The 20,749-nt window shown below is 53.2% G+C and carries 15 protein-coding genes, 1 tRNA gene and 1 pseudogene; 12 read left to right on the forward strand and 5 right to left on the reverse strand.

The annotated features are described in order from the left end of the window. Positions 1-334 precede the first annotated feature (334 nt). Positions 335-1,417, forward strand: coding sequence for a Gfo/Idh/MocA family protein (locus IX84_RS15015; protein WP_044222474.1), 1,083 nt, complete (start codon positions 335-337; stop codon positions 1,415-1,417). A gap of 175 nt (positions 1,418-1,592) precedes the next feature. On the opposite strand, the gene IX84_RS15020 is transcribed toward IX84_RS15015, so the two are convergent. Next, a complete protein-coding gene (locus IX84_RS15020) occupies positions 1,593-3,095 on the reverse strand; it encodes an XRE family transcriptional regulator (RefSeq protein ID WP_044222477.1) in 1,503 nt (500 codons plus the stop codon). Between the two features lie 148 nt (positions 3,096-3,243). Here IX84_RS15020 and pckA point away from each other — a divergent pair, with 148 nt between their 5' ends. Further along, positions 3,244-4,854 (forward strand): phosphoenolpyruvate carboxykinase (ATP), encoded by a 1,611-nt coding sequence (gene pckA, locus IX84_RS15025; RefSeq protein ID WP_044222479.1) that lies wholly within the window; start codon positions 3,244-3,246, stop codon positions 4,852-4,854. A gap of 142 nt (positions 4,855-4,996) precedes the next feature. On the opposite strand, the gene IX84_RS15030 is transcribed toward pckA, so the two are convergent. Together IX84_RS15030 and IX84_RS15035 are read right to left on the reverse strand one after the other, a co-directional pair. Then, positions 4,997-5,425: a type II toxin-antitoxin system VapC family toxin gene (locus IX84_RS15030; RefSeq protein WP_044222482.1), complete on the reverse strand. Its 429-nt coding sequence runs from the start codon at positions 5,423-5,425 to the stop codon at positions 4,997-4,999. Positions 5,426-5,433: 8 nt separating this feature from the next. Continuing rightward, on the reverse strand, positions 5,434-5,685 hold the full coding sequence (locus tag IX84_RS15035) for a hypothetical protein (protein WP_044222485.1): 252 nt from the start codon (positions 5,683-5,685) through the stop codon (positions 5,434-5,436). Between the two features lie 145 nt (positions 5,686-5,830). Here IX84_RS15035 and rluF point away from each other — a divergent pair, with 145 nt between their 5' ends. After that, positions 5,831-6,535 carry a 23S rRNA pseudouridine(2604) synthase RluF gene (rluF, locus tag IX84_RS15040; protein WP_044222486.1) on the forward strand — a complete coding sequence of 235 codons (705 nt, stop codon included), beginning with the start codon at positions 5,831-5,833 and terminating at the stop codon, positions 6,533-6,535. Continuing rightward, positions 6,532-6,708: a hypothetical protein gene (locus tag IX84_RS33380; RefSeq protein ID WP_160213796.1), complete on the forward strand. Its 177-nt coding sequence runs from the start codon at positions 6,532-6,534 to the stop codon at positions 6,706-6,708. Before rluF ends, IX84_RS33380 begins: the two co-directional genes overlap by 4 nt. Before the next feature lie 42 nt (positions 6,709-6,750). Here the strand turns inward: IX84_RS33380 and IX84_RS15045 are convergent, their stop codons facing one another. Further along, positions 6,751-7,440, reverse strand: coding sequence for a hypothetical protein (locus tag IX84_RS15045; protein ID WP_044222489.1), 690 nt, complete (start codon positions 7,438-7,440; stop codon positions 6,751-6,753). Between the two features lie 190 nt (positions 7,441-7,630). On the opposite strand from IX84_RS15045, the gene IX84_RS15050 reads away from it, so the two are divergent. From IX84_RS15050 to IX84_RS34615, 8 genes and pseudogenes are all read left to right on the forward strand, one after another. After that, entirely contained in the window at positions 7,631-8,320 is a 690-nt protein-coding gene (locus IX84_RS15050) for a DUF4956 domain-containing protein (protein ID WP_044222492.1), read from the forward strand. A 2-nt stretch (positions 8,321-8,322) separates the two neighbouring features. Then, positions 8,323-11,301, forward strand: a complete 2,979-nt coding sequence (locus IX84_RS15055; RefSeq protein WP_044222495.1) for a right-handed parallel beta-helix repeat-containing protein — start codon at positions 8,323-8,325, stop codon at positions 11,299-11,301. Between the two features lie 10 nt (positions 11,302-11,311). Further along, positions 11,312-14,023, forward strand: a complete 2,712-nt coding sequence (locus tag IX84_RS15060; protein ID WP_044222498.1) for a PQQ-dependent sugar dehydrogenase — start codon at positions 11,312-11,314, stop codon at positions 14,021-14,023. Positions 14,024-14,047: 24 nt separating this feature from the next. Next, positions 14,048-15,346, forward strand: coding sequence for a hypothetical protein (locus tag IX84_RS15065; protein WP_052516034.1), 1,299 nt, complete (start codon positions 14,048-14,050; stop codon positions 15,344-15,346). Positions 15,347-15,389: 43 nt separating this feature from the next. Continuing rightward, the gene (locus IX84_RS15070) at positions 15,390-16,715 is read left to right on the forward strand and encodes a GntP family permease (RefSeq protein ID WP_044222501.1); all 1,326 of its coding nucleotides are present in this window, start codon (positions 15,390-15,392) and stop codon (positions 16,713-16,715) included. Positions 16,716-16,867: 152 nt separating this feature from the next. Then, on the forward strand, positions 16,868-17,074 hold the full coding sequence (locus IX84_RS15075; RefSeq protein ID WP_044222503.1) for a hypothetical protein: 207 nt from the start codon (positions 16,868-16,870) through the stop codon (positions 17,072-17,074). A gap of 145 nt (positions 17,075-17,219) precedes the next feature. Continuing rightward, a tRNA-Ser gene (locus IX84_RS15080) sits at positions 17,220-17,304 on the forward strand. Positions 17,305-17,696: 392 nt separating this feature from the next. After that, positions 17,697-17,798, forward strand: a pseudogene (locus tag IX84_RS34615) (GIY-YIG nuclease family protein); the annotation flags it as partial. Here IX84_RS34615 and IX84_RS15085 read toward each other — a convergent pair. Further along, positions 17,795-20,671, reverse strand: coding sequence for a DUF7619 domain-containing protein (locus IX84_RS15085; protein ID WP_044222508.1), 2,877 nt, complete (start codon positions 20,669-20,671; stop codon positions 17,795-17,797). The pseudogene IX84_RS34615 and the gene IX84_RS15085 overlap by 4 nt on opposite strands. Positions 20,672-20,749 lie beyond the last annotated feature (78 nt).

Consider the following 20,749-nt stretch of genomic DNA (forward strand, 5'->3'; position numbering starts at 1 on the left):
AGACAGATTGGATGGATGGAGGAACCACCGTCCCAATCATGTGCCCATTGGGCTGCATTTAGATTTACTCGACAATACTGAGCCAGTGATTTTAGATGATAAATTTAGGCGATGAGGGTTTGGTGTTAAGAAAATAAATACTCGATTGAAAATGTCTTTTATTGCTACTCCGGCGACGATTTTGGAATCGTGGCCGGAGAACGTGGTCCAGGGTTGCCTGTCAGGCCGCCCCCGTATAGCTATCGGACTAAAGTCGCCACCTGACTCTTGAAGCGGAAACCGGGCTTAGCATCAACAACCCGCCCTGCCAGGCAGTTATCCAAAGTAAAAGCTTATGGATAAATGGTCAACCTCCCGCCGCCACTTCCTCCGGCAGTCTGCAATGGCAGCCGGTAGCCTGCTGGCGGCCCCTGCACTCCTGGGCTGCCAAAAGCCGAAAAAACGCCTGGGCGTTGCCCTCGTCGGGCTTGGCGGCTACTCCCGCGGACAACTTGCACCGGCCCTCCAAATGACGGAGCATTGCTACCTCGCCGGTATTGTGACGGGCAGCCCGGAGAAAATTCCCACCTGGCAGCAGCGGTACAGCATTCCGGATAAGAATGTCTATTCCTACGATACCATGCACGAAATGGCGGATAACCCGGATATTGATGTGATCTACATCGTGGTGCCGACCGGGCTTCATGCCGAGTATGCCATCCGCGCGGCCAACGCTGGCAAGCATGTCTGGTGTGAGAAGCCCATGGCCATGAATGTGGAGGAATGCCAGTCGATCATTGATGCCTGTGACCAAAACGGGGTGAAGCTCAGCATTGGCTACCGCATGCAGCACGAGCCCAACACGCAGACGGTCATTGAATACGCCCGAACAAAGCCCTATGGTGCTATCCAATCCGCTGAGGCACTAGCGGGCTATGCCGGGTCCGGGCAGGGCAGCGGCTGGCGCTTTCAGGCCGATATGGGCGGTGGCGCACTCTACGATATGGGCGTGTACACCATCAACGGACTACGCTACGCCACAGGCATGGAGCCGGTGCAGGTGCGTTCGGCTTCCCGTGATATTCCCAATGAAGTCGATGTGACTACCACTTTTGAGCTCGTTTTTCCGAATGGAGTGAAAGGCAGCGGAAAAACCAGTGTGGTGGAAACGATAAACCGCCTGCGGGTAGACTGCGCCAATGGCTGGTACAAGCTGGAGCCTATGCAGTCCTACAGCGGCGTGCAGGGTGTCACCAGCGATGGTAAACGGCTGGACAAACCGATCAAAGACCAGCAAGCCCGACAGATGGACAACGATGCCCTGGCTATTCTGAATGGTACGCCGGTGCTGGTCCCGGGCGAGGAGGGACTCCGGGACATCCGTATCGTGCAGGCGATTATGGAGGCGGACCGTACGGGAGAAGTAGTGGATTTGTAGGATGGTGCCGGGGGCAGTGGCAATGCGTGAGACTAGGAATAGGCTGAGGATAAGGCTGAGGTTGAGACCAACCGGGGACCTACGCAGGGAGCGACAGTTCACTGTCGCCGCCAGGGAGACCATGCCAGGTCCTCAACCTTAACCTCAGCCTCAACCTCCCCCGGGACAGCACCCGTCAGCCCTCCACCCGGTGCCGTTCCAGTTCTTCCAGCGTAGCACGGATGTTCTCCTTTCTGCGGTGATGCTGCAGTACGGTTGGCGGCACTGCCCGCGCGCCGCAATCCGAAATGCCGCAGCGCTCGCAGGTAGTGTGCACGTCTTTGGTGACCAGTTTCGGGTCATTCAGAAAGCGGAACAGGCGTTTGAGCTTGTCATTCACCAGCAGGCCGATAGTGACGCTTGAGCTGTTGTCGGCGTGGTTGTGGCCGGGCTTGGCAATAGTAATGCACAGGTAAGCATTGGGCGTGCCCCAGTAACGCGAAATCTGCGCCCCGGCAATAGGCCCTTCCGTATTGCTAATGCCCTGCTGCGCTTTCAGCTGACGGACGAGGTTGATGCTGATCCAGCGGCGGCAATAGTGCTCGTCCAGTTGATTGGCATGGGGGTTGTGGAGCTGCGAAAGGTGCATCTCCTTGGTCATTTCAAACTTCTGCAGGTCGGGGCGTGCGAAAAAACGCAGGAAGAACAAATCCTGAATATTGAAGTGCCGGGGCAGTAGATTGGTCAGGCGCTGTATGAGCATCTCAGAGGTGACATCGTACTTGGCAAACAGCTCCAGGAAGGCCTCTGCGTCCCAGGTCCGCCAACGGGCCATCGTTTCAATATCCTCGATCATTTCCTTTTCGTCCATCAGCAGGGCAACGGAGAAGTAGGAGGCCTTGAAATTGTTGAGGAGTTTGTCGAAGGAGTCGACCTCCATCATGCGGGTCTCGTAGGGGCGTTCCTCTAATTTTAGAAACTGAAAGCCGATTTCCTTGCCCAGCAAGGCTTTTTCCTGAGCGGAACTCAGCCCGCCGTTGAGGTACAGCACTTTATTTTTTACAGAATAGTAGGAACGCACTTCCGTCAGGTCCGGTCGGCTGCTGAGGAAGTCACGGTTCACCCTGACCTCGAAGTTTTTGTGCAGGAGGTGCTCCAGCTCCGGCGTTTCGAACCCGGGCTGTTGCTTCAGCGTGTTTTTGGATTTGAACTCCTGAACGGCCAGTTCCAGGTCACCAAAGTAGTTGTCGTGCAGGTCCTGATAGGAGCGAAGGGCGGCCTTGTAGAAGTCCTCGCCCTGCAGGTGGTGGTTACGCACAATCTTGATCACGGTGCTGATGAAGGCGTTCACCTTGTCCGGCGTCACCGACAGCAGTTCAATCAGCTTGGGGGTATTGATGCCAAAGAGCTCCAGGGGGAAGATTTTGAGAAAATCCGAGTGGATCAGGTCAATAATGGGCTTCAGCCGCTTGTCCGCATCCAGAGAGACGAGGTAGTTGTATTCCGTATTCAGGGCACGGGCGAGGGCCAGGATTTTGTCGGCCTTGGGGTACTTTTTGCCTTTCTCAATATTGTGCAGGTAGGAAATGGCCAGCCCGGTGCGGTCGGACAGTTGCTGATAGGATAAGTCCTGCTCCTGCCGTAACTGATGCACCTTGAGCCCGAAAATGAGTTTTACCGTGTCGATTTCTCTTAACATAGGTGCAAATTTAAGCATTTGAAAAAAAATCTGTTAGAGAAATTTTCTCTAAATGCGAAAAACATCTTTCTTTGCCCCAACGTTTCAAGTTTGTACTGCCGACAGGCAACGCAAATTTTTCCCGAATAGCAAAATTAACCTTCCTAAAATGGAGAAGTTTGAGATTAAAAACCCTGCTGCAACATTGGAAACACTGGGCATCAAGCAGGTCAAAAATGCCCACTGGAATCTAAGCCCGGAGGCGCTCGTACAGGAGACGATCCGGCGCGGGCAAGGCTTCCTGACTGATCTGGGCGCTATCGCTGTAGAAACCGGAGAATTCACCGGCCGCTCTCCTCAGGACCGTTTCATCGTGGAGGACGCCGAAACGAAGGATACGGTCGATTGGGGCAACATCAACAAGCCTATTGACAACCGGTACTTTCAGCAGCTCAAAGGCAAAATCATCGACTACTTCGCAGACAAGGATGTATTCGTACGCGATGCCTACGTTTGCGCAGATGATGACTACCGCATGAACCTGCGCCTGGTAAGCGAATATCCATGGAGCAATCAGTTTGCCTACAATATGTTCCTGCGCCCCACCGGAGAAGAGCTCGAAAACTTTGAGCCGGAGTGGAGCATCCTCTGTGCGCCGGGCTTCCACGCCGACCCGGAAGTGGACGGCACCCGTCAGCACAATTTTGCCATCATCAACTTCACGGAAAAGCAGATCATCATCGGCGGTACAGGGTACACCGGAGAGATTAAGAAAGGCATTTTCTCTGTCCTGAACTATGTCCTGCCCAAGCACCGTGAGGTATTGTCCATGCACTGCTCTGCCAACGTAGGGCAGGAGGGCGACACCGCTGTCTTTTTTGGGCTGAGCGGCACCGGCAAGACCACCTTATCTGCCGACCCTAACCGTAACCTGATTGGCGATGATGAGCACGGCTGGTCTGAGAACGGCATTTTCAACTTCGAAGGCGGCTGCTACGCCAAAACGATTGACTTGTCGGAGGAGAAAGAGCCGGAAATCTACCACGCCATCAAGCACCGGGCGATCCTGGAGAACATCAAGTGCTACCCTGGCACCCGAACGCCGGACTTTGAGAACAGCGACATTACCGAAAATACCCGGGTCTCTTATCCGATTTACCACATCGATAATGCCCTTGAGCCTTCGCGCAGCGGGCACCCGACCAATATTTTCTTCCTGACTTGCGATGCATTTGGCGTACTGCCTCCGATCAGCAAACTGACGCCTGGTCAAGCCATGTACCACTTTATGTCAGGCTATACGGCAAAGGTCGCCGGGACAGAAGCGGGCATTACGGAGCCACAGGCGACGTTCTCGGCTTGCTTTGGTGCCCCCTTTATGCCGCTGCACCCTGCGGAATACGCGGAGATGCTGGGTGAAAAGATGCAGGCCCACAACGTCAATGTCTGGCTGGTGAATACCGGATGGACGGGCGGTGCTTACGGCACAGGTCACCGCATGAGCCTCAAGTACACCCGTGCGATGATCACGGCAGCCCTGCGCGGCGAACTAGACGACGTGGACTACCACACCCACGAAATCTTTGGCCTGAGCATGCCGGTAAGCTGCCCTAACGTGCCTGATGAGGTCCTCGACCCGAAGCAGACCTGGGCAGATTCCGATGCCTACGATGCCAAGGCGAATGACCTGGCCGAGCGTTTCAATAAAAACTTTGAAAAATTCGCTGCGAAAACCAGCGATGAAATCCTTGCTGCTGCGCCAAAAGTACTGGCTAGCTAGCAAGTTTGTCCCTCAGCCTTACACTACTTTTACCAAATTGAACCAAGTTGAACTTATGCCCCGGCAGTGACCGGGGCTTTTTTATTTTCGCCCATCCTACAAGGATAATGGCGTTAAAGTCCCTGATAGGTAAATTGCCGCCTTAGGTGTTTCTTTCCGCGAACTTATTGTATACAGGGTTCGTCCAGTTTTCAATTGAAATATCTGATATCCGGCTAAGGTGCTTTTCATTATTTGTAACCATAATCAAGCTGCGCTCCACAGCTGTAGAACCAATCAACAGATCAAAATCTGGAATAAGCTTGCCAGCGGTTTTAAGTTTCACCTTTTCCAGTGCAAATCTATCATAAACCGCTTCAATAGGGATTACGGTAAATAGCGTCTCAATTACTTGAATATCTTTGATATGTTTTTCGTATTGCTCGCTTTTTCTTGCGCCATAAATCAGTTCCAGGATCGTGATCTCACTCACAAAACAATGCTCTGGCTTTACTTCCTTTATCTTCTCGTTTATCGAGTACTTTCCTCTAAGGTAGAATCCACAAATATCTGTATCGATTAAATATTTCATGGCTAAAATCAAGCGTCCAGGTTAATGTCTCTTTCTGATAAAGTCCTGCTTTCAAGAATGCTTTTAAAAATATCTTCGTCAATATCTTTCCAGGCTCCGTATAGGCGGTCTACCAGAACCGATTTTTCGATGTCGTTGCTTTGAGGAGGTATATCTGATTTTATTTCGCTGGAAAGCCTGTTCATTATTTCTAACTTGCCTTCCAGGCTTAGTGCATGAATAAGCTTCATGATATTATTGATTTCCAGCTTACCTTCCATAATTTATATTTTGACTTGTAAACAAAGCTTTTTTTAACTTGGTTTCCAAAGGAAGTGCTTTCTGCATCTTTCAGGTTTAGGTAACTCAGATCATTTTATCTTTCTATGGGGCATTTGCTACATTTGCTAAAAAGCTAGCTCAGGCATGTCAGACCCTTCCATCAGCCTCAACAAATTCATCAGTTCCACCGGCATTTGTTCCCGGCGGGAAGCAGACCGTATGATTGAGGCCGGGCGGGTACAGCTCAATGGCACTACTGCCCGTAAAGGCAACCGCGTCAATCCCGGCGATGAGGTCCTGCTGGATGGTGCGCCCCTCAAAGCTAAACCCAAAGCGGTCTACCTCGCCCTGCACAAGCCTCCCGGCATCACCTGCACCACTGACCGCAAGGATAAGTCCAACATCATCGACTTCCTCAACTACCCGGAGCGCATTTTCCACATCGGCCGCCTCGACAAGGCTTCCACCGGGCTGATTTTTCTGACCAACGACGGCGACATCGTCAACGAAATCCTGCGCGAGCAAAACGAGCACGAAAAAGAGTACATCGTCACCGTCAATAAGCCCATCAACGCTTCCTTTGTCAGGCGGATGAGCGAGGGTATTCCCATCCTGGGCACCGTGACCAAAAAGTGCCAGGTGGAAAAAATCGGGCGGCAGGCCTTCCGCATCGTGCTCACGCAGGGGCTCAACCGGCAAATCCGGCGCATGTGCGACTACCTGGGCTACGATGTCGTGACCCTCAAGCGGGTGCGCATTATGAATGTCCATCTGGGCGGGCTCAAGCCCGGGCAGTGGCGGTATTTGACGGACGAAGAGCTAAAGGAGCTGAGGCGGCATTTGGGGTGAACCGGGACGGGTTTGCGGCCAATGGGCAGAATGACCTTTTTCTTTTTCAGCAAACAGGAGAGGCCCGGGCTTTTCACCTGAAGGTAGGCATCAATTATTTTGAAGCTTGTATTGGGGAATTGGAAGGGTTGTATGGGGAGGTGCTTGCCGTTGATGATGTGTATTCGGAATAAGAGCGCTTTCTGACTCTACCTATACATTGACGTCTGAAACCCTCACCGCTCCAGCCCCCGCGTCATCTCCTCCAACTGTTTTTGCAATTCCTGCACATGCTCCAGGGAGAGGTTATCAGGGACTTTCAGGGAGAGTTCGTCAATCGTATCCAGATAAAGGGTTTCCAGTTCCATATCGGAGCGCAGGGCTTCCATGTCTGCCAGGTCATCGTAGTGGTGCTCTTTGAGGCGGCGCAGTTCGGCTTCTTTGTCGGCCAGTGACTGTGATAGCTGGTGGTTATGCAGCAGGCGGTTGAGTTTGTGTTTAACGGTTTTGTAGAAGGAAGATTTGGCCCGGCGCAGCTCCAGTTCGGCTTCAAATTCCCGGATAAGGTAATTGGCGTCAGTCCGGTTTTTGGTGTTAAGAGCGTCCTCATCGTGCAGCTCGAGCCGAAGCTCCCGCAGGTTTTTCCGGATGGACTTAATCTCTTTTTCATTGCGGGCAAGTTGCTCCTCCACCTGTTCCAGACGTGCGCCAACACCGGCAGGCACACTGCCCCGGTTGCGGAAATTGCTATTCTCCTGACGGATGTACTCGTAGACCAGGTAGCCCAAAAAGCCAATGCCGCCCAGTATGGTCAGCGTCAGGATCATAAACCGTAGCGGGCCCGCAAAACGGAGCAACAGAATGATTCCTACCACGATCAGGATTATACGAAACGGACTAAGCCAATTGTTTTTTTGCTGCGGCATGAAATTTTTTTTGTGTTTTGTTGAACCCTTTTTTATTTGCCCTGTTAGGCTCACAGTTTTATGAATCGCTAATGTTTTTTGTTTGTTTATAGTTTATGCAGGTACTCCATCCGGAGTACCTTTTTTTGTTCCTGCCTGACGCTTCCCGAAAAACCAATATCTTTGTTTCTTCATTCGACAAAACAGACGTATGGATCTGATCCAGAAATTACAGGAACAATATATACAGGAATTTTCGAATAACGTACCGCTGGACGAATTCCTGCTCAATGTCATCGTCACAGCCATCCTCGTAGCCTTGCTGCGGCTGTTCTATATCCACTTTGGCAACGCCATTTCCAACCGCCGCCGTTTTGCCAATAACTTCCTGCCGCTGGCCCTGGGCACCCTGCTCATTATCATGATCGTCAAATCTTCCATCGCCTTGTCCCTGGGCCTGGTCGGTGCACTGTCAATCGTGCGCTACCGGGCAGCTATTAAGGATCCGGAGGAACTGACCTATCTCTTCATCGCCATCGGGCTGGGGCTCGCCGGCGGTGCGAATCAGCCTATTCTGGCGATCGTGGCTTTTGCGGTCATCCTCGGCATTCTCTACCTTAGTAAACTGCTTGGGCGGCAACAAGTGTTTCGTCAGGAAAATCGTTTGTTTGTCAATATTCAGACCGACCAGGAAGATGTGGAGGCCATTGCCGGTATTTTGGCACAGCACCTGCCTTATGTGGAGCTGAAACGCATGGACACCCTTGAGCAGGGCATGGACTTGTCCTTCGTCTGCCGTGCAAAGGAGCTGGGAGATATTGCCCGTTTAAAAACAGCCATGCAGGAGCTCTCGCCCGCTACCCGCCTCTCGGTCATCGACCAGCCAGATCTGATTGTGTAACTATGATCATCAAAGACCAGGAAAAACAACAGCGAAAAAATGCCGGCCGCCTGCTCCTCGGCGTACTGGGCGGTGCCCTTGTGCTCATTCTCAGTGTCAGCCTCTGGCCGGAGCCCTCGCCCTATGATGCCCTGCCCGATGGACAGGTGTTTTGTGGTGCGGAAAAGGTCCGGGGTGAAACATTTGTGCACGATGGCGTAGCTTTCAAAGGTGGCACCACGCAGTCTGCCCAATACGCCCGCCATGGAAAATACAGTTGCTACCTGCCCCAGGCATCCGAACCACAGTATGGCATGGAATATCAGCTGGAGGCGCCCCGGCCTGGCTCTGCCTACCGGGTAAGCGTCTGGCGCAAACAAACCGGGCAGCAGCAGTCCTACCTGGCAGTGAGTGTGGAAGGCCCGGAAAAACGCTACCATCAGGAAAATATACCGGCCACAGCAGACACCCTGGGGTGGGAAAAGCTGGAACTCCACTTCAGTGTGCCATTTGGTGCCCCCAGTGAGCGCTTCAAAGTCTACGTCTACAGTACCGGGCAGGAACCGGCCTGGTTTGATGATTTGCTCATCGAGCCTTTATCAGTGGATAGTGCCTTCGTGCCGGAGGTCTTACAGCTGGAAATCAAGCCCCGCCACATGCAAAAGCTGGAAGCCAAGCGGCAGGAAGCCCTCCGCTCCGGTATTCTCGAAACGGATGGGGGCGACTGGGTGCCTGCGCAATTCAGTAGCAGCGCCTACGATGAGCCTATCTCCGTTGAAGTCCGCCTCAAAGGCGACTGGCTCGACCACCTCAGTGGCGATAAGTGGTCTTTTCGGGTGAAAGTCAAAGGCACGGAAGCCTGGCGACGTATGCGGGTCTTTTCTCTTCACACGCCCCGCGCCCGCCACTTTTTGCACGAATGGCTCTTGCACCAGTTTTGGGAGAAGGAAGACGTGCTCACTACCCGCTATGATTTCGTAGAGCTGCAGCTCAATGGCGAAAGCCTGGGTGTGTACGCCTACGAAGAGCACTTTGAGAAACAACTTGTGGAATCGCGCCGCCGCCGGGAAGGCCCGATCATGAAATTCTCGGAAGACGGCTACTGGAAGACCATCCGCCGGCAGTTGCAGTCGCATGGCTATGTCAAGCCGAATGCCCGCTACGGGGCTGCCGAATTGGAAAGCGCCCCCATTGAGGCTTTCGACGATAAGCCTACTGAAGATAACCCTGGCATGGCGGCCCAGATAAAAGCCGCCCGCCAACTCATGCAGCAGTACCGTGACGGGCTGCAACCGGCAGGCGAGGTCTTTGATTTACCGCGTATGGCGAAATTTCTGGCCTTCTGCGATGTCTTCAACGGCTACCACGGTATCGCCTGGCACAATCAGCGGTTTTACTACAACCCCATTACCGGCAAACTGGAGCCCATTGGTTTTGATGGCTTTGGCGGCCCGCCGGCTAGTCAGTACGAAGTGTTAGGCAGCGGCGCCCTGAACCCGCACAAGGAGGCTTACCACCCGCTTCTCGGCAGCCTGTTTATGGATGAAGACTTTGTACGGCTCTACCACGGAGCCCTGCACCGGTACAGCAGTCGCGACTATCTGCTGCCAGCCCTGGACAGCCTGGCTACCGCCTGGTATGCCCGTTTGGAATACGTGCAGCGGGAATTTCCGGGTTATCAACCCCGGCTGGACGATTTTATCCGCAATGCGCAGTACGTGCATTCCCTGTTGCTCCCGTTTGGTGCTTACAGCCTGACCGTTTATACCCTCCAAAAGCAAGGCCCGGAACAGCAACTACAGGTCGTCAACCGCCATCATCTGCCGCTGCGCATCCGTGGGTATGGCCGTAGTGACAAACAAATGCGCGGCGGGCTGGAACACCCGGTGATGCTCCCTGCCCGTATGCCCAGGGTGTACGAAATGCGGCTGCGAAGGGATACCACGCTGCGCAATCCCGGTTTTCTGGAACAAAAAGCAATGGCTGTGCAGGCGCCTCCGGGCAGTACAAGCGTGACGATAGGCTCGGCTGCGGAATATTTGTTCTATGAGGTGCCCGGCATCGATAGCTTATTTGCAGCGCCCATTTTGGCACAAACGCCTCCCGGCCATCTCACCGGGCGGCAGCTGCTGGCGGAGGAAGCTGTACTGGACGAGAACAGCGCCTATAGCGTCGCTGCCGATGCGGTGGTTTTCCCATCCGGTGTGCATGAAATACGTAAAACGGTTATTGTTCCCGCTGGCCGGCAGCTGATCCTGGAGGCCGGTGCGAATATCCGACTGTACAACGGTGCCAGCCTGCTGAGCTACAGCCCGCTGCAAGCCCTGGGTACAGAAGATGCCCCCGTTCGTATCAGCGCGCCCAACCGCGATGGGGGAGGGCTGGCTGTTTTTGGGGCACCGCTGCCCTCTTCCGTTGCCTATATGGTGGCCGAAGGGCTGGATGCGCCTCAGTACAAAGGCTGGTCCCTGACCGGGTCTGTAAATTTCTACGAGTCCGAAGTCCGGATGCACAACAGCGCCATTCTCCAAAACCGCAGTGAGGATGCCCTTAACATCATCCGGTCTGAATTCAAGCTGGAGCGCTGCTACATCGGGGAGACCTTCTCAGATGGATTTGATGCTGACTTTTGCAAAGGCGAGGTCGTCGCCTGCCGTATCGAAAACACCGGTAATGACGGGCTGGACTTCTCCGGAAGTACCGTCACAATCCGCGATTGCCAGTTGAAAGGGAACGGGGACAAAGGCATCAGTGTAGGGGAGGAGAGCGATGTGACGGTTTTCGGTACACGCATCAAGGGAGCGCCCATCGGCGTAGCGAGCAAAGACTTATCGGTATTGCGGGTACGCGACCTTTCCCTGATTGACTGCCGGCAGGGTTTTGTAGCTTACCAGAAAAAGCCCGAATTTGGGCCTGGCACCATCATCGTGGAATCCCATCAGGCAGAGGGCGTGGACCGCCTGACCAATATTGCAGAAGGGAATACATTACTGGGTTTGTAAAAAGTAGACTATGGCTTATCGTTTTTTAGCATTCTTGTTACTGATCACCGGCGGGCTTTGCGCTCAGGAATTGCCCGAAGATTTTTACGATATCACTTACCTCACGGAGCTGGATAACCCCATGGGGATGACCTTTGATGAGAACGGGCGCATGTATGTTTGGGAAAAGAAAGGCGTGGTGCGGGTTGTGGACACTGCGGGCAATCTCTATCCGGAGCCCCTCATCGATATCTCAGAGGAAGTCAGCAACTGGAAAGACCACGGGCTGATGGGCTTTACGCTGGACAACGATTTCCTGGCCAACGGCTATTTCTACCTGCTCTACGCTCTGGATTTACACCACTATGAATATTACAGCACACCGGAATACAGCCCCGACAGCACCGTCACCTGGAAGCCAACGATTGGCCGGGTGGTGCGTTACCGGGCCGATCCGACTACGGCTTACCTCCGGGTTTTGGAAGGTAGCCGGCATATCCTGCTGGGCGAAACGATTGAAGATGGCATCCCCTTGATGTACGAATTTCATGGGCTGGGTGACCTGGTGATGGGACAGGATGGTACCCTCCTCATTAGTGCCGGCGATGGGACGAGCAATGGCGGCCCCGATACCGGCGGTGATGAGTACGGAACGATGGCGAGTGAAGCCATTGCTACCGGCATTATTACCGAAGATGAAGACCTGGGCTCTTACCGGGCGCAGTACCTGGTCAATTACAACGGCAAAATCATGCGGATAGACCCCGAAACCGGCGATGGGCTGAGCAGCAACCCTTTCTATCGGCCGGATGCGCCCCGGTCGCCCCAATCGCGCATCTGGGCCTATGGTTTCCGCAATCCCTACCGCATTCAGGTCCGGCCCAATACCGGAAGCCATTATCCGGAGGACGGCGATCCCGGCACCTTATATATTGGAGACGTGGGCAACGGTGCCTGGGAAGAGCTCAACATTGCCACGGCGGGCGGGCTCAACTTCGGCTGGCCAATGATGGAAGGCTTTGGTAGCCACTGGCCCTATATCAATGAGCCTGCTCCTGCCAATCAGCTGCACCCCAATCCGCTCTATGGAAGCGGAGGTTGCGATCAGGCTTTTCTCAATTTCAAAGACCTCTACGTGAACCCACGGGAAGATGGCCACCGCGTACCCTCCAACCCCTGTGACGATAGCGTGCCTATTGAAGGCTATACGGTAGGGACGATGCCCACACTGCAGTGGAGCAATGCCCGTTGGAACCCGCCCACCCGGGCGCAGGTAGCGAGCTTTGATGATAACGGCTGGTACAAGGGCCTGAATGTTGATGCACCGGAGTCCAGCCTGGAAGACACGGAGCTGTTTGATGGCTTCTCCTCTCTGGCAGGCGTATTTTACGAAGGCGATCAATATCCGGAGGAATACCACGGCAAGTACTTCATGGTCGACTTCAGCGGCTGGATCAAGGTGGCAGATTTTGATGATGCGGACCAACTGCACAGCGTCAAGCCCTTCCACAGCAATGCCAAGGATATTATCCACCTGGCGCTGAACCCGGCAGATGGCAAGCTCTATTACATCAGCCTTGAAGGCACGGTGCATCAGATTAGCTATGGGGGTAATCCGCCTCCGGTAGCGAAGATTCAGGCGGAGCAATTCTTTGGCCCCGGACCGCTTACGGTCGAATTTGATGGGAGTGCGTCCTACGATTCTAACCTCCCTATTGTCAGGTACGAGTGGGATTTTGGCGACGGCACAACGGCTGAAGGCCAAAATGTGGAGCACACCTACACCGGCACAGGCCAGCAGAGCTACACCGCTGTGCTGACCGTTTACGACAGCCTGGGCGCCTCCGCCACCGATGAAGCGGTAGTCGCCCTCAACAACACTCCTCCACAGGTAAATATCATCAGCTTTCAGGATGGCGACCGCTACCCGCTCGATCAGAGTACCACCCTGCTCCGTCTTGAAGCAGAGGTTGCGGATGCTGAGCATGCCGACGAAGAGCTCATGTACGAATGGCGTACTTTCCTTCACCATAACGACCACTTCCACCCCGATCCTGTGGACTTTGAACACCTCAGCTTTGCCCTCATCAGCCCGCTGGGCTGTCAGGAAGAGCTCTACTGGTACCGCATTCAGCTGACCGTTACAGACCCCGGAGGGCTTAAGACCTCGGTGACGCAGCAGGTGTACCCTTACTGCGGCGACCCGTTCCTGGAGTGGAATGAACTGGCAGGAGCAGCTGCGGAAGGCGGTGTCAACCTGACGTGGGATACTCAATTGGAGGACAGTCTGGCCTACTTTGAGGTGCAGCGCAGCCCGGATGCGCATAAATTCACCGCACTAGGTCAGGTCGCTGCTAAAGGCAACGGACAATATACGTTCTTCGACGATGGTCCGAGAAGAGGTACCAACATCTACCGGATAAAGGGCGTAACGGAAAACGGTGCTTACCGCTATTCCAATCCTTTGCGCATAGGCTATCCGGAGCCGCTGGCCATAAATGTTTTTCCGAATCCGGCGCGGGATGCCTTTACGCTTGAGCTTCTGGAAGCACAGGCAGGGCAGGTCCGTCTGGAATTGCTGGACGAGGCCGGGCGTGTGGTGCTGGAAAAGTCCTGGGAAACGGACAGTGGAGCGCCCTTTAGCGAGCGTATCCTGCCTGGGCAACTGCCCAACGGTGCCTACTTCTACCGGGTGACTAATGGGGCACAACGGCACTACGGGCAGCTCATACTACTCCGCTAAATCAGCAGTTGAAGGCAAAACAATATGAAAAACCTCCTCAAAAGCATAGCCCGGTTCTGGATGCGGTATTACCTGCTCATCCTGTTGCTGTTTGCCGGTTACCGGGCAGCAGAGCTTGCGGGCCGGTTTTACCGCGGGCTGATTTGGTCGGATGCCGAAGGGTACTACCTGTATCTGCCCGCTCTTGTTGTCAACGAGGGGTTCGAAGATTTTGAGGTAAGAACAAAGGCGCAGTTTAAGCCATTTGAAGGGACGAATAAAACCTTCACAAAGTACACCTGCGGCGTGGCCATCATGCAAGCACCATTTTTCCTGGGGGCACACGCCCTTACGCTGGTTACTGGCGGAGAGGCGGACGGCTACAGCGATTATTACATTCGTGCCTTACAACTGGCAGGCCTCTTTTACGGCTTCCTGGGCCTGCTGTTGCTGAAGAAAATACTGACCCGGCATTTCAAGCCCGTAGCGGTCATGATGACGGTGACCGGTTTCTTCCTGGGCACCAACCTTTACCACTACATTCTGCAGGAACCGGGGATGTCGCACGTGTACTCCTTTTTCCTGTTTGGGCTTTTCGTCTGGCTGACGCCCCGGTTTTATGAAAAGCCCGGCTGGAAAACCTTTGGAGGTATGGGGCTGCTGGCGGGACTGATTGTGCTCATCCGGCCCACGAATATTTTGTTGTTGCTTTATTTGTTGTTGTTCGGGCTGCGCTCCTGGGCGGATGTCAGGGAGCGGTTGCTCTTTTTCAGGAAACACCTGGGCGCATTACTCCTGGCACCAATAGCAAGCTTTCTGGTCTTTATACCCCAGTTTTTGTACTGGAAGCACATCTCCGGCGACTGGCTCATTTATTCCTACGGGGAGGAAGGCTTCAACTGGCTGGAGCCCCGGGTTGACATGGTCCTCTTCCACATTAAGAACGGCTGGCTGCTGTTCAGCCCGATGGCAGGCCTGGCGATTATCGGCTGCCTGGTTGGGATGTGGAAAAACCGCTACAATATTGCCCCTGTATTCCTCATTTGGCTGCTCCTGCTGTACATCACCTCCTGCTGGTGGTGCTGGTGGTTTGGAGGCGCTTTCGGGCACCGGCAGTTTGTCGAGTTTTATGTGCTCCTGGCGGTACCCTATGCCTGGCTGTTTACGCAGGTGCTGGAGAGCAAAGTTTTGGTACTGAAGATTTTCCTGGTGGCGCTTTGGCTGCTGCTGGGATACTACGGGTATATGCTCGCCGTGCACTTCCGGGGCCCACATTATGAATGGTGGAGCTGGAAGGAAGTGGTAGAGTACATGTGGCAGTTTAAGTTTGATAAGAAGTACTGACGCGTTTTCGCACGACGGAAATAACGAAAAACACTATTGCCCTATGCCTGTACTGGCCACTGTACTCAGCATTTTGCTCCTTTTGCTACTCATTCTGAAATGGCGCATCCCTGCCTTTCTGGCTTTGCTGATTGCTGCCATTGCGGCCGGTTTGGGCAGTGGGCTGGAAGGCCCCGCTGTGATAGAAGCCATGCAGAACGGCATGGGCGGCACCCTGGGCTTTGTGGCTACGGTAGTGGGGCTGGGCGCGATGTTTGGAGCTTTATTGGAAAATGCCGGTGGGGCACAAGCGATTGCGCAATACCTCATCCGTAAGCAAAGGGTGGAACGGGCGCCTGCCGCGATGGCATTCACGGGCTTCCTGATTGCGATACCGGTATTTTTTGATGTGGCGTTTATCATTTTGATTCCCGTGCTCTACGCGCTCAGGGAGCGTACCGGAGCCTCCCTGCTAAAATTCGCCCTGCCCCTTCTTGCCGGATTGGCGGCCACCCACGCCTTTATTCCACCCACGCCTGGCCCCATTGCGGTAGCTGAAATCGTTGGCGCAGACCTGGGGTGGGTCATCCTGCTGGGCGCCATAGCCGGACTGCCTGCTGTGCTGGTGAGTGGGCTGTGGTTTGGTCAGCGCGTTGCCCGCCGCATTGATCCCGATCCCCCTGCTTTTTCGGAAGCAAAAACCCCGGACACTTTGCCACCGGTGGGGTTGATCCTGGTGATAATCGGTATGCCTATTGTACTGATTGTGCTGAGCACGCTGGCGCAATCGGGCACATTGCCGTTGCCCGCTGCTGTGCTGCCGGTGGTTCAGTTCTTGGGGCATCCCTTCACCGCATTATTACTGGCCAATCTTCTGATCTGGTACCTGCTGGGGTTGCGCCGTGGCTACAGTTCGGAGGTGTTGCTCAAAGCCACTACGGACTCCATGTCCACTGCCGGCAGCATACTCTTGCTCACAGGTGCAGGCGGCGTCTTCAAACAAATGCTGGTGGACACGGGCGCAGGCCAGCAGATTGCCGCTTCTATGACAGCGGCGGGGCTGCCCGTGGTAGTCTTTGCCTTCCTCGCCGCCGCTTTGATCCGGGTGGCACAAGGCTCCGCTACGGTCGCTATGATAACCGGAGCCAGCCTGACTGCACCGCTATTGAGCAATGGTGTACATTTTAGCGCCGGGCAGCTGGGAGCGGTAGTTATTGCGATTGCGGCAGGTGGCACAGTACTGTCCCATGTCAATGACAGTGGCTTCTGGCTGGTGAAATCCTACCTCGGGCTCAGCGAAAAAGAAACCTTCCGCTCCTGGACTGTGCTGACAGCCGTACTGGGAGGGGTAGGGTTTGGCATAGCCGCCCTGCTTTTCTACTTATTCTGATGCCTGGAATTCCCATTTTGGGAATAACCTCTACCTGTTAGATCAGTTTTTGAATTTTACTTTGTTTAAGACGTTGATTATCAGCATTTTTTAGTTTTTGGCATAGCTTTGGCATATATGTAGATGTAACTGACAATCAAAAGTTTAGCCCAATGAAATATGCACTAACAACGATTCTGGGAATTTTGATGATTGCATTTGTTACTGCAGGCAATCATCAGGGGTCTAACCAAACACACTACATCTACGACACTAAGGACATTGAGGAGCGTAATACACCAAAAGTAGGGCCGGACGGCACATTAGTGTACGGATTCTATCAGGTTGAGGACTGCCTCAGTGAAGACATAACGCTTTAAGCACCAAGATTTAGGGAGTTTTTTTAACATGATTAATGGATTGTTTTGGGTATAGCAGCAGCCTTCGGGCTGCTTTTTTTTGCTCCTGCTCTTGTGCAGTTTCCAAAATAAATTTACCTTTGCAATCGCTTAAGAAAAATCAACCGGAGGAGTGGCAGAGCGGTTGAATGCACCGGTCTTGAAAACCGGCATGGGTCACACCATCGGGGGTTCGAATCCCTCCTCCTCCGCAAAAGCTGAAGGAAAAAGCCGCCTTGAAAAAGGTGGCTTTTTTTATGCCCTTTGCCGTGGGAAGGTTGCCCTTCCCTAAGGCAGGAGGGCATAAAAAAGGAGCACGTAGTGCTTTTTCCTTCAGCTTTTGTTTCTCCCCGCCTTAGGGAGGGGCGAAGCCAATCCCTCCTCCTCCGCCTCCGCCCGACGTAGCTTTATGCGCCAAAATCCATTTTAATGGATAGGCCCGTAGGGAAGTTGGGCTTTTTTGCCCATATTTATCCTCCTAAATTAAAAGCATATTCTCCCATCGGGCTACGGCGAACAGCGTCCGCTCCCAGCGCTCCAACCTCAATAAAACATGGAACAGCAGCAGTTTTACGTTTACACACTATAGTGTCGGGACGGTAAATATTATATTGGGCGTACCAAGAATTTAGAAGACCGATTGTCCCGGCATCGAGCTAAGCAGGTCTCTTACACTGCTCCCCGCTTACCTGCTCACTGCCGTTAACGCTGAATCACAAACCGTCCAGCAGTATGTCCAGTGCCGAAGCGGACGTCATAAAAATAAAGCCCGGCGGGCCATTGATCCACAGGGATCTGCTTCTCGGCTGTCTGGAAAGGGTATGTACCAAGGCGCTGCCCGTTAGAATTGTAAATGACAATCAGGGCGGATGAGTTTTGTTCTTCCGTTTTTTCGAATCTGATGACCTGGGAAGCCGGATTTGGAGCTACCTGAACCTTACCCGTATACAAGTGAGTCTGCTCTGTTGCGGCAAGTAGGTTTTCCAGGAAGTCAACATTCACCCGGTGCATGGTCTTGTTGGTGAAAATTGGTGCATTGAAGTCAAAAAAGATGGCGGCCTGGTTGTGGATAGCGGTGGCAGGTTGCGTATTGGTTTTTAAGTCTATGCCAAATTTTACAAATCCATGGGAAGCCGGCTCATTTACGTTGCTATCAGGCAGCATTATATTGGCAAACTCAAAAAGCAGGGTGCCATCCTGTGCCAGTTGCCACGTATAAGGATGGCTGCTTGCACCGGGAGAAATAGTAGCAGGGTTCAACCATGCTGACAGCGTATCCTGAATAGCTACATTGAAGGCTGTATCTGTACCCGTGTTCTGGAAACGGATCAGGTACTCCAGGCGGGAGTCCGGCTCGATGAAGTGCTCCGGCCCGGCACCTGCCGGGAAGCCCTGCTTGTCATTGGGGTCATAGGCACCGATATTTGCCCGGCATTCTAAATCTGAGAAACCGCCATCGCCATACAGGGGGAAGCTGTTAAAGAACCCCAGTGATACGAGCTGATTGTCACTCACACATCCCTCCAGCGTGGAGCTGATCAGTTCTCCCGGGGCAAAGCCGGGCCTGCGGGGCGCCTGCAGCCGGTAGGTGACACCGGTGGCAGGGCGGAAGATTTCGATAGAATCTCCCTCTCCCAGCTCAAAGGGCTGGGTAAGGAACATAACGTCGTCTTCAATAACGATATAGGGCGCGCTATCAGCCATATCTGCATCGCCAATATTGCGAAGGGTAAAAATGACAGAGTCGCCATCGCAACGGCTATCTGCTTCAATGAGTGGGGCAGGGGGCGTGGGTACACAAAGGGTGTCAGGAAAGACGAACGCTTCCACGCAATGAGTCTGCCCGAGCTGTGTTTCATCACAATCCAGATGTGCCGTAAACCGGAATTGCCCGCAGGTAGTCGGGGGGAGGTCGCCCAGCTCGAATCGGTACGTCTGATCCCCGGTTTCCGAGTAAGGAAGCTCAGCCGACTCCAGGGTAAGGTGTTCGTCCAGTTGTATTTCCACAGCGGCGTTGTTAGCAACAGTAGTGCCTTCGTTGCAATAGCGGACCGAATAGGAGTTGGGGAAACAGCGCCTGAGAAAGGGGACAGACACATCTACGGACATTAACGGACAATCGACCTGGGTTTGTACCGGGAAGTTAACTACTGTCTCCTCATAGAAATTTTCCAGTACAGTATCTATGACCGCCTGGCACGGGACCCACAGCGCATTCGGCGGGGTAATCGAAATCGAATAGCTTCCGGTATCCACGGTCATGGAGTAGAAACCGTTGGAGTCGGTCGTTGCATAATAATCAGTCGTGCCATTGGAAACGGTAATGTTCCAACCTGACAGCGGGAGTGCCGTAGAATCGGGTGCGCAGTCCCCATCTTCGTCGCGCTGCACGGTGCCCTGCAGGGTATGGGTGAATACATTGCCCAGGCTGTCCAGTTTGACAGCGTAAGCTTGCGAGTTATTGATGCCTGCTGCCATGCAACTGGCATCTGTTCCCGTTGTAATTGCAGCAAATCCGTGAGAGGTAAAGGAGGGCAAGTCATGAAAACTCCAATTGCTATCCCCATTTTCACGGAAACTATAAACAAAGCTTCCGAAAAGATTTGAACCCCAGGCGTACTCCCCGAACCCTCCTGCAATGAGATAATCGCCAGAAGGTGTTTGTTCAATATCAGTTGCTGGTGCAGGGCAGTTCCGATTCCATATTTCCAGACCTTGAGGCGTAATTTTTTTTACAAATCCGGGTGATATGAAGTTGCCGTCCGAGCTTCCGCAAACGATATAATTACCATCACAAGTCTCTTTCACGCGATGAGTATAAATTTCATCTGAAACTCCCATCAGGTTAAATTGTGAAAGCATTTCACCGTTATCATCCAATCGGATGATATGAGAAGACTGCAGGCCAAGCGTTGAAATATTACTTCCGGTTGCAATATACCCCCCGCTACTCAATGGCGTGATATCCGCCACATAGGGAAGCAAAACCTCATCCCAATAACTAAAACGAGGGTAGGTCTTCTCCCAAACTACATTGCCCTGCTGATCGATTTTGTGCAAATGAATGAGTAAGCTGTCGCCAGCCAGGGTTTCACTGCCAGTGATGAAGTGCCCGTCAGTGGTGGGAGTAAATGCTGTGGAGAGGGTGGTCAGCGTATCACTAACATAGTAGCGTTCGAGCCATTGCACTTCTCCCTGCATATTGAGACGCATGACCCCGTGCTGAGGTGAAAGTTGATCAGCGTCTGAAAAACGTCCGCTGATGTATATTGCACTATCGCCTAAGAGGTGCATATTGCTGGCGTAGCCATAAGCTTCGGCTCCTGCTCCAAATGTCTTTGACCATTGAGTGTTCCCGTAGGTGTCGATTTTCCAAAGCGCGAGCTGATTACTGGAAAATGCCTGTCCATACAATAAGTAACCGCCATCAGCGGTGGCTTTTACATCTCGGATCAGGCTGTATGAAGCAGTGCCGGTAGTGTCTTCAATGCTGAAGGTTTTTTTCCAGCCTTGTGCATGCAGAAATTGGGCAGAATAAGTCAGGCCGAGGAGTACAATGAGTAGTAGGGAACGCCGCATAGCTTTCTTTTTAACAAATATTAGGATTGCGAGACCGGAATACAAATACAAAAAATGCCATTTATCAAAGGCAAATGT

Source organism: Phaeodactylibacter xiamenensis (assembly GCF_000759025.1).
Classification (GTDB): Bacteria; Bacteroidota; Bacteroidia; order Chitinophagales; family Saprospiraceae; genus Phaeodactylibacter; species Phaeodactylibacter xiamenensis.

What these genes read in the sequence shown, in the direction of transcription:
- IX84_RS15015 (WP_044222474.1), top strand. Translation starts at nt 335, where the DNA reads ATGGATAAATGGTCAACCTCCCGCCGCCACTTCCTCCGGCAGTCTGCA.
- IX84_RS15020 (WP_044222477.1), bottom strand. Translation starts at nt 3,095, where the DNA reads ATGTTAAGAGAAATCGACACGGTAAAACTCATTTTCGGGCTCAAGGTG.
- pckA (WP_044222479.1), top strand. Translation starts at nt 3,244, where the DNA reads ATGGAGAAGTTTGAGATTAAAAACCCTGCTGCAACATTGGAAACACTG.
- IX84_RS15030 (WP_044222482.1), bottom strand. Translation starts at nt 5,425, where the DNA reads ATGAAATATTTAATCGATACAGATATTTGTGGATTCTACCTTAGAGGA.
- IX84_RS15035 (WP_044222485.1), bottom strand. Translation starts at nt 5,685, where the DNA reads ATGGAAGGTAAGCTGGAAATCAATAATATCATGAAGCTTATTCATGCA.
- rluF (WP_044222486.1), top strand. Translation starts at nt 5,831, where the DNA reads ATGTCAGACCCTTCCATCAGCCTCAACAAATTCATCAGTTCCACCGGC.
- IX84_RS15045 (WP_044222489.1), bottom strand. Translation starts at nt 7,440, where the DNA reads ATGCCGCAGCAAAAAAACAATTGGCTTAGTCCGTTTCGTATAATCCTG.
- IX84_RS15050 (WP_044222492.1), top strand. Translation starts at nt 7,631, where the DNA reads ATGGATCTGATCCAGAAATTACAGGAACAATATATACAGGAATTTTCG.
- IX84_RS15055 (WP_044222495.1), top strand. Translation starts at nt 8,323, where the DNA reads ATGATCATCAAAGACCAGGAAAAACAACAGCGAAAAAATGCCGGCCGC.
- IX84_RS15060 (WP_044222498.1), top strand. Translation starts at nt 11,312, where the DNA reads ATGGCTTATCGTTTTTTAGCATTCTTGTTACTGATCACCGGCGGGCTT.
- IX84_RS15065 (WP_052516034.1), top strand. Translation starts at nt 14,048, where the DNA reads ATGAAAAACCTCCTCAAAAGCATAGCCCGGTTCTGGATGCGGTATTAC.
- IX84_RS15070 (WP_044222501.1), top strand. Translation starts at nt 15,390, where the DNA reads ATGCCTGTACTGGCCACTGTACTCAGCATTTTGCTCCTTTTGCTACTC.
- IX84_RS15075 (WP_044222503.1), top strand. Translation starts at nt 16,868, where the DNA reads ATGAAATATGCACTAACAACGATTCTGGGAATTTTGATGATTGCATTT.
- IX84_RS15085 (WP_044222508.1), bottom strand. Translation starts at nt 20,671, where the DNA reads ATGCGGCGTTCCCTACTACTCATTGTACTCCTCGGCCTGACTTATTCT.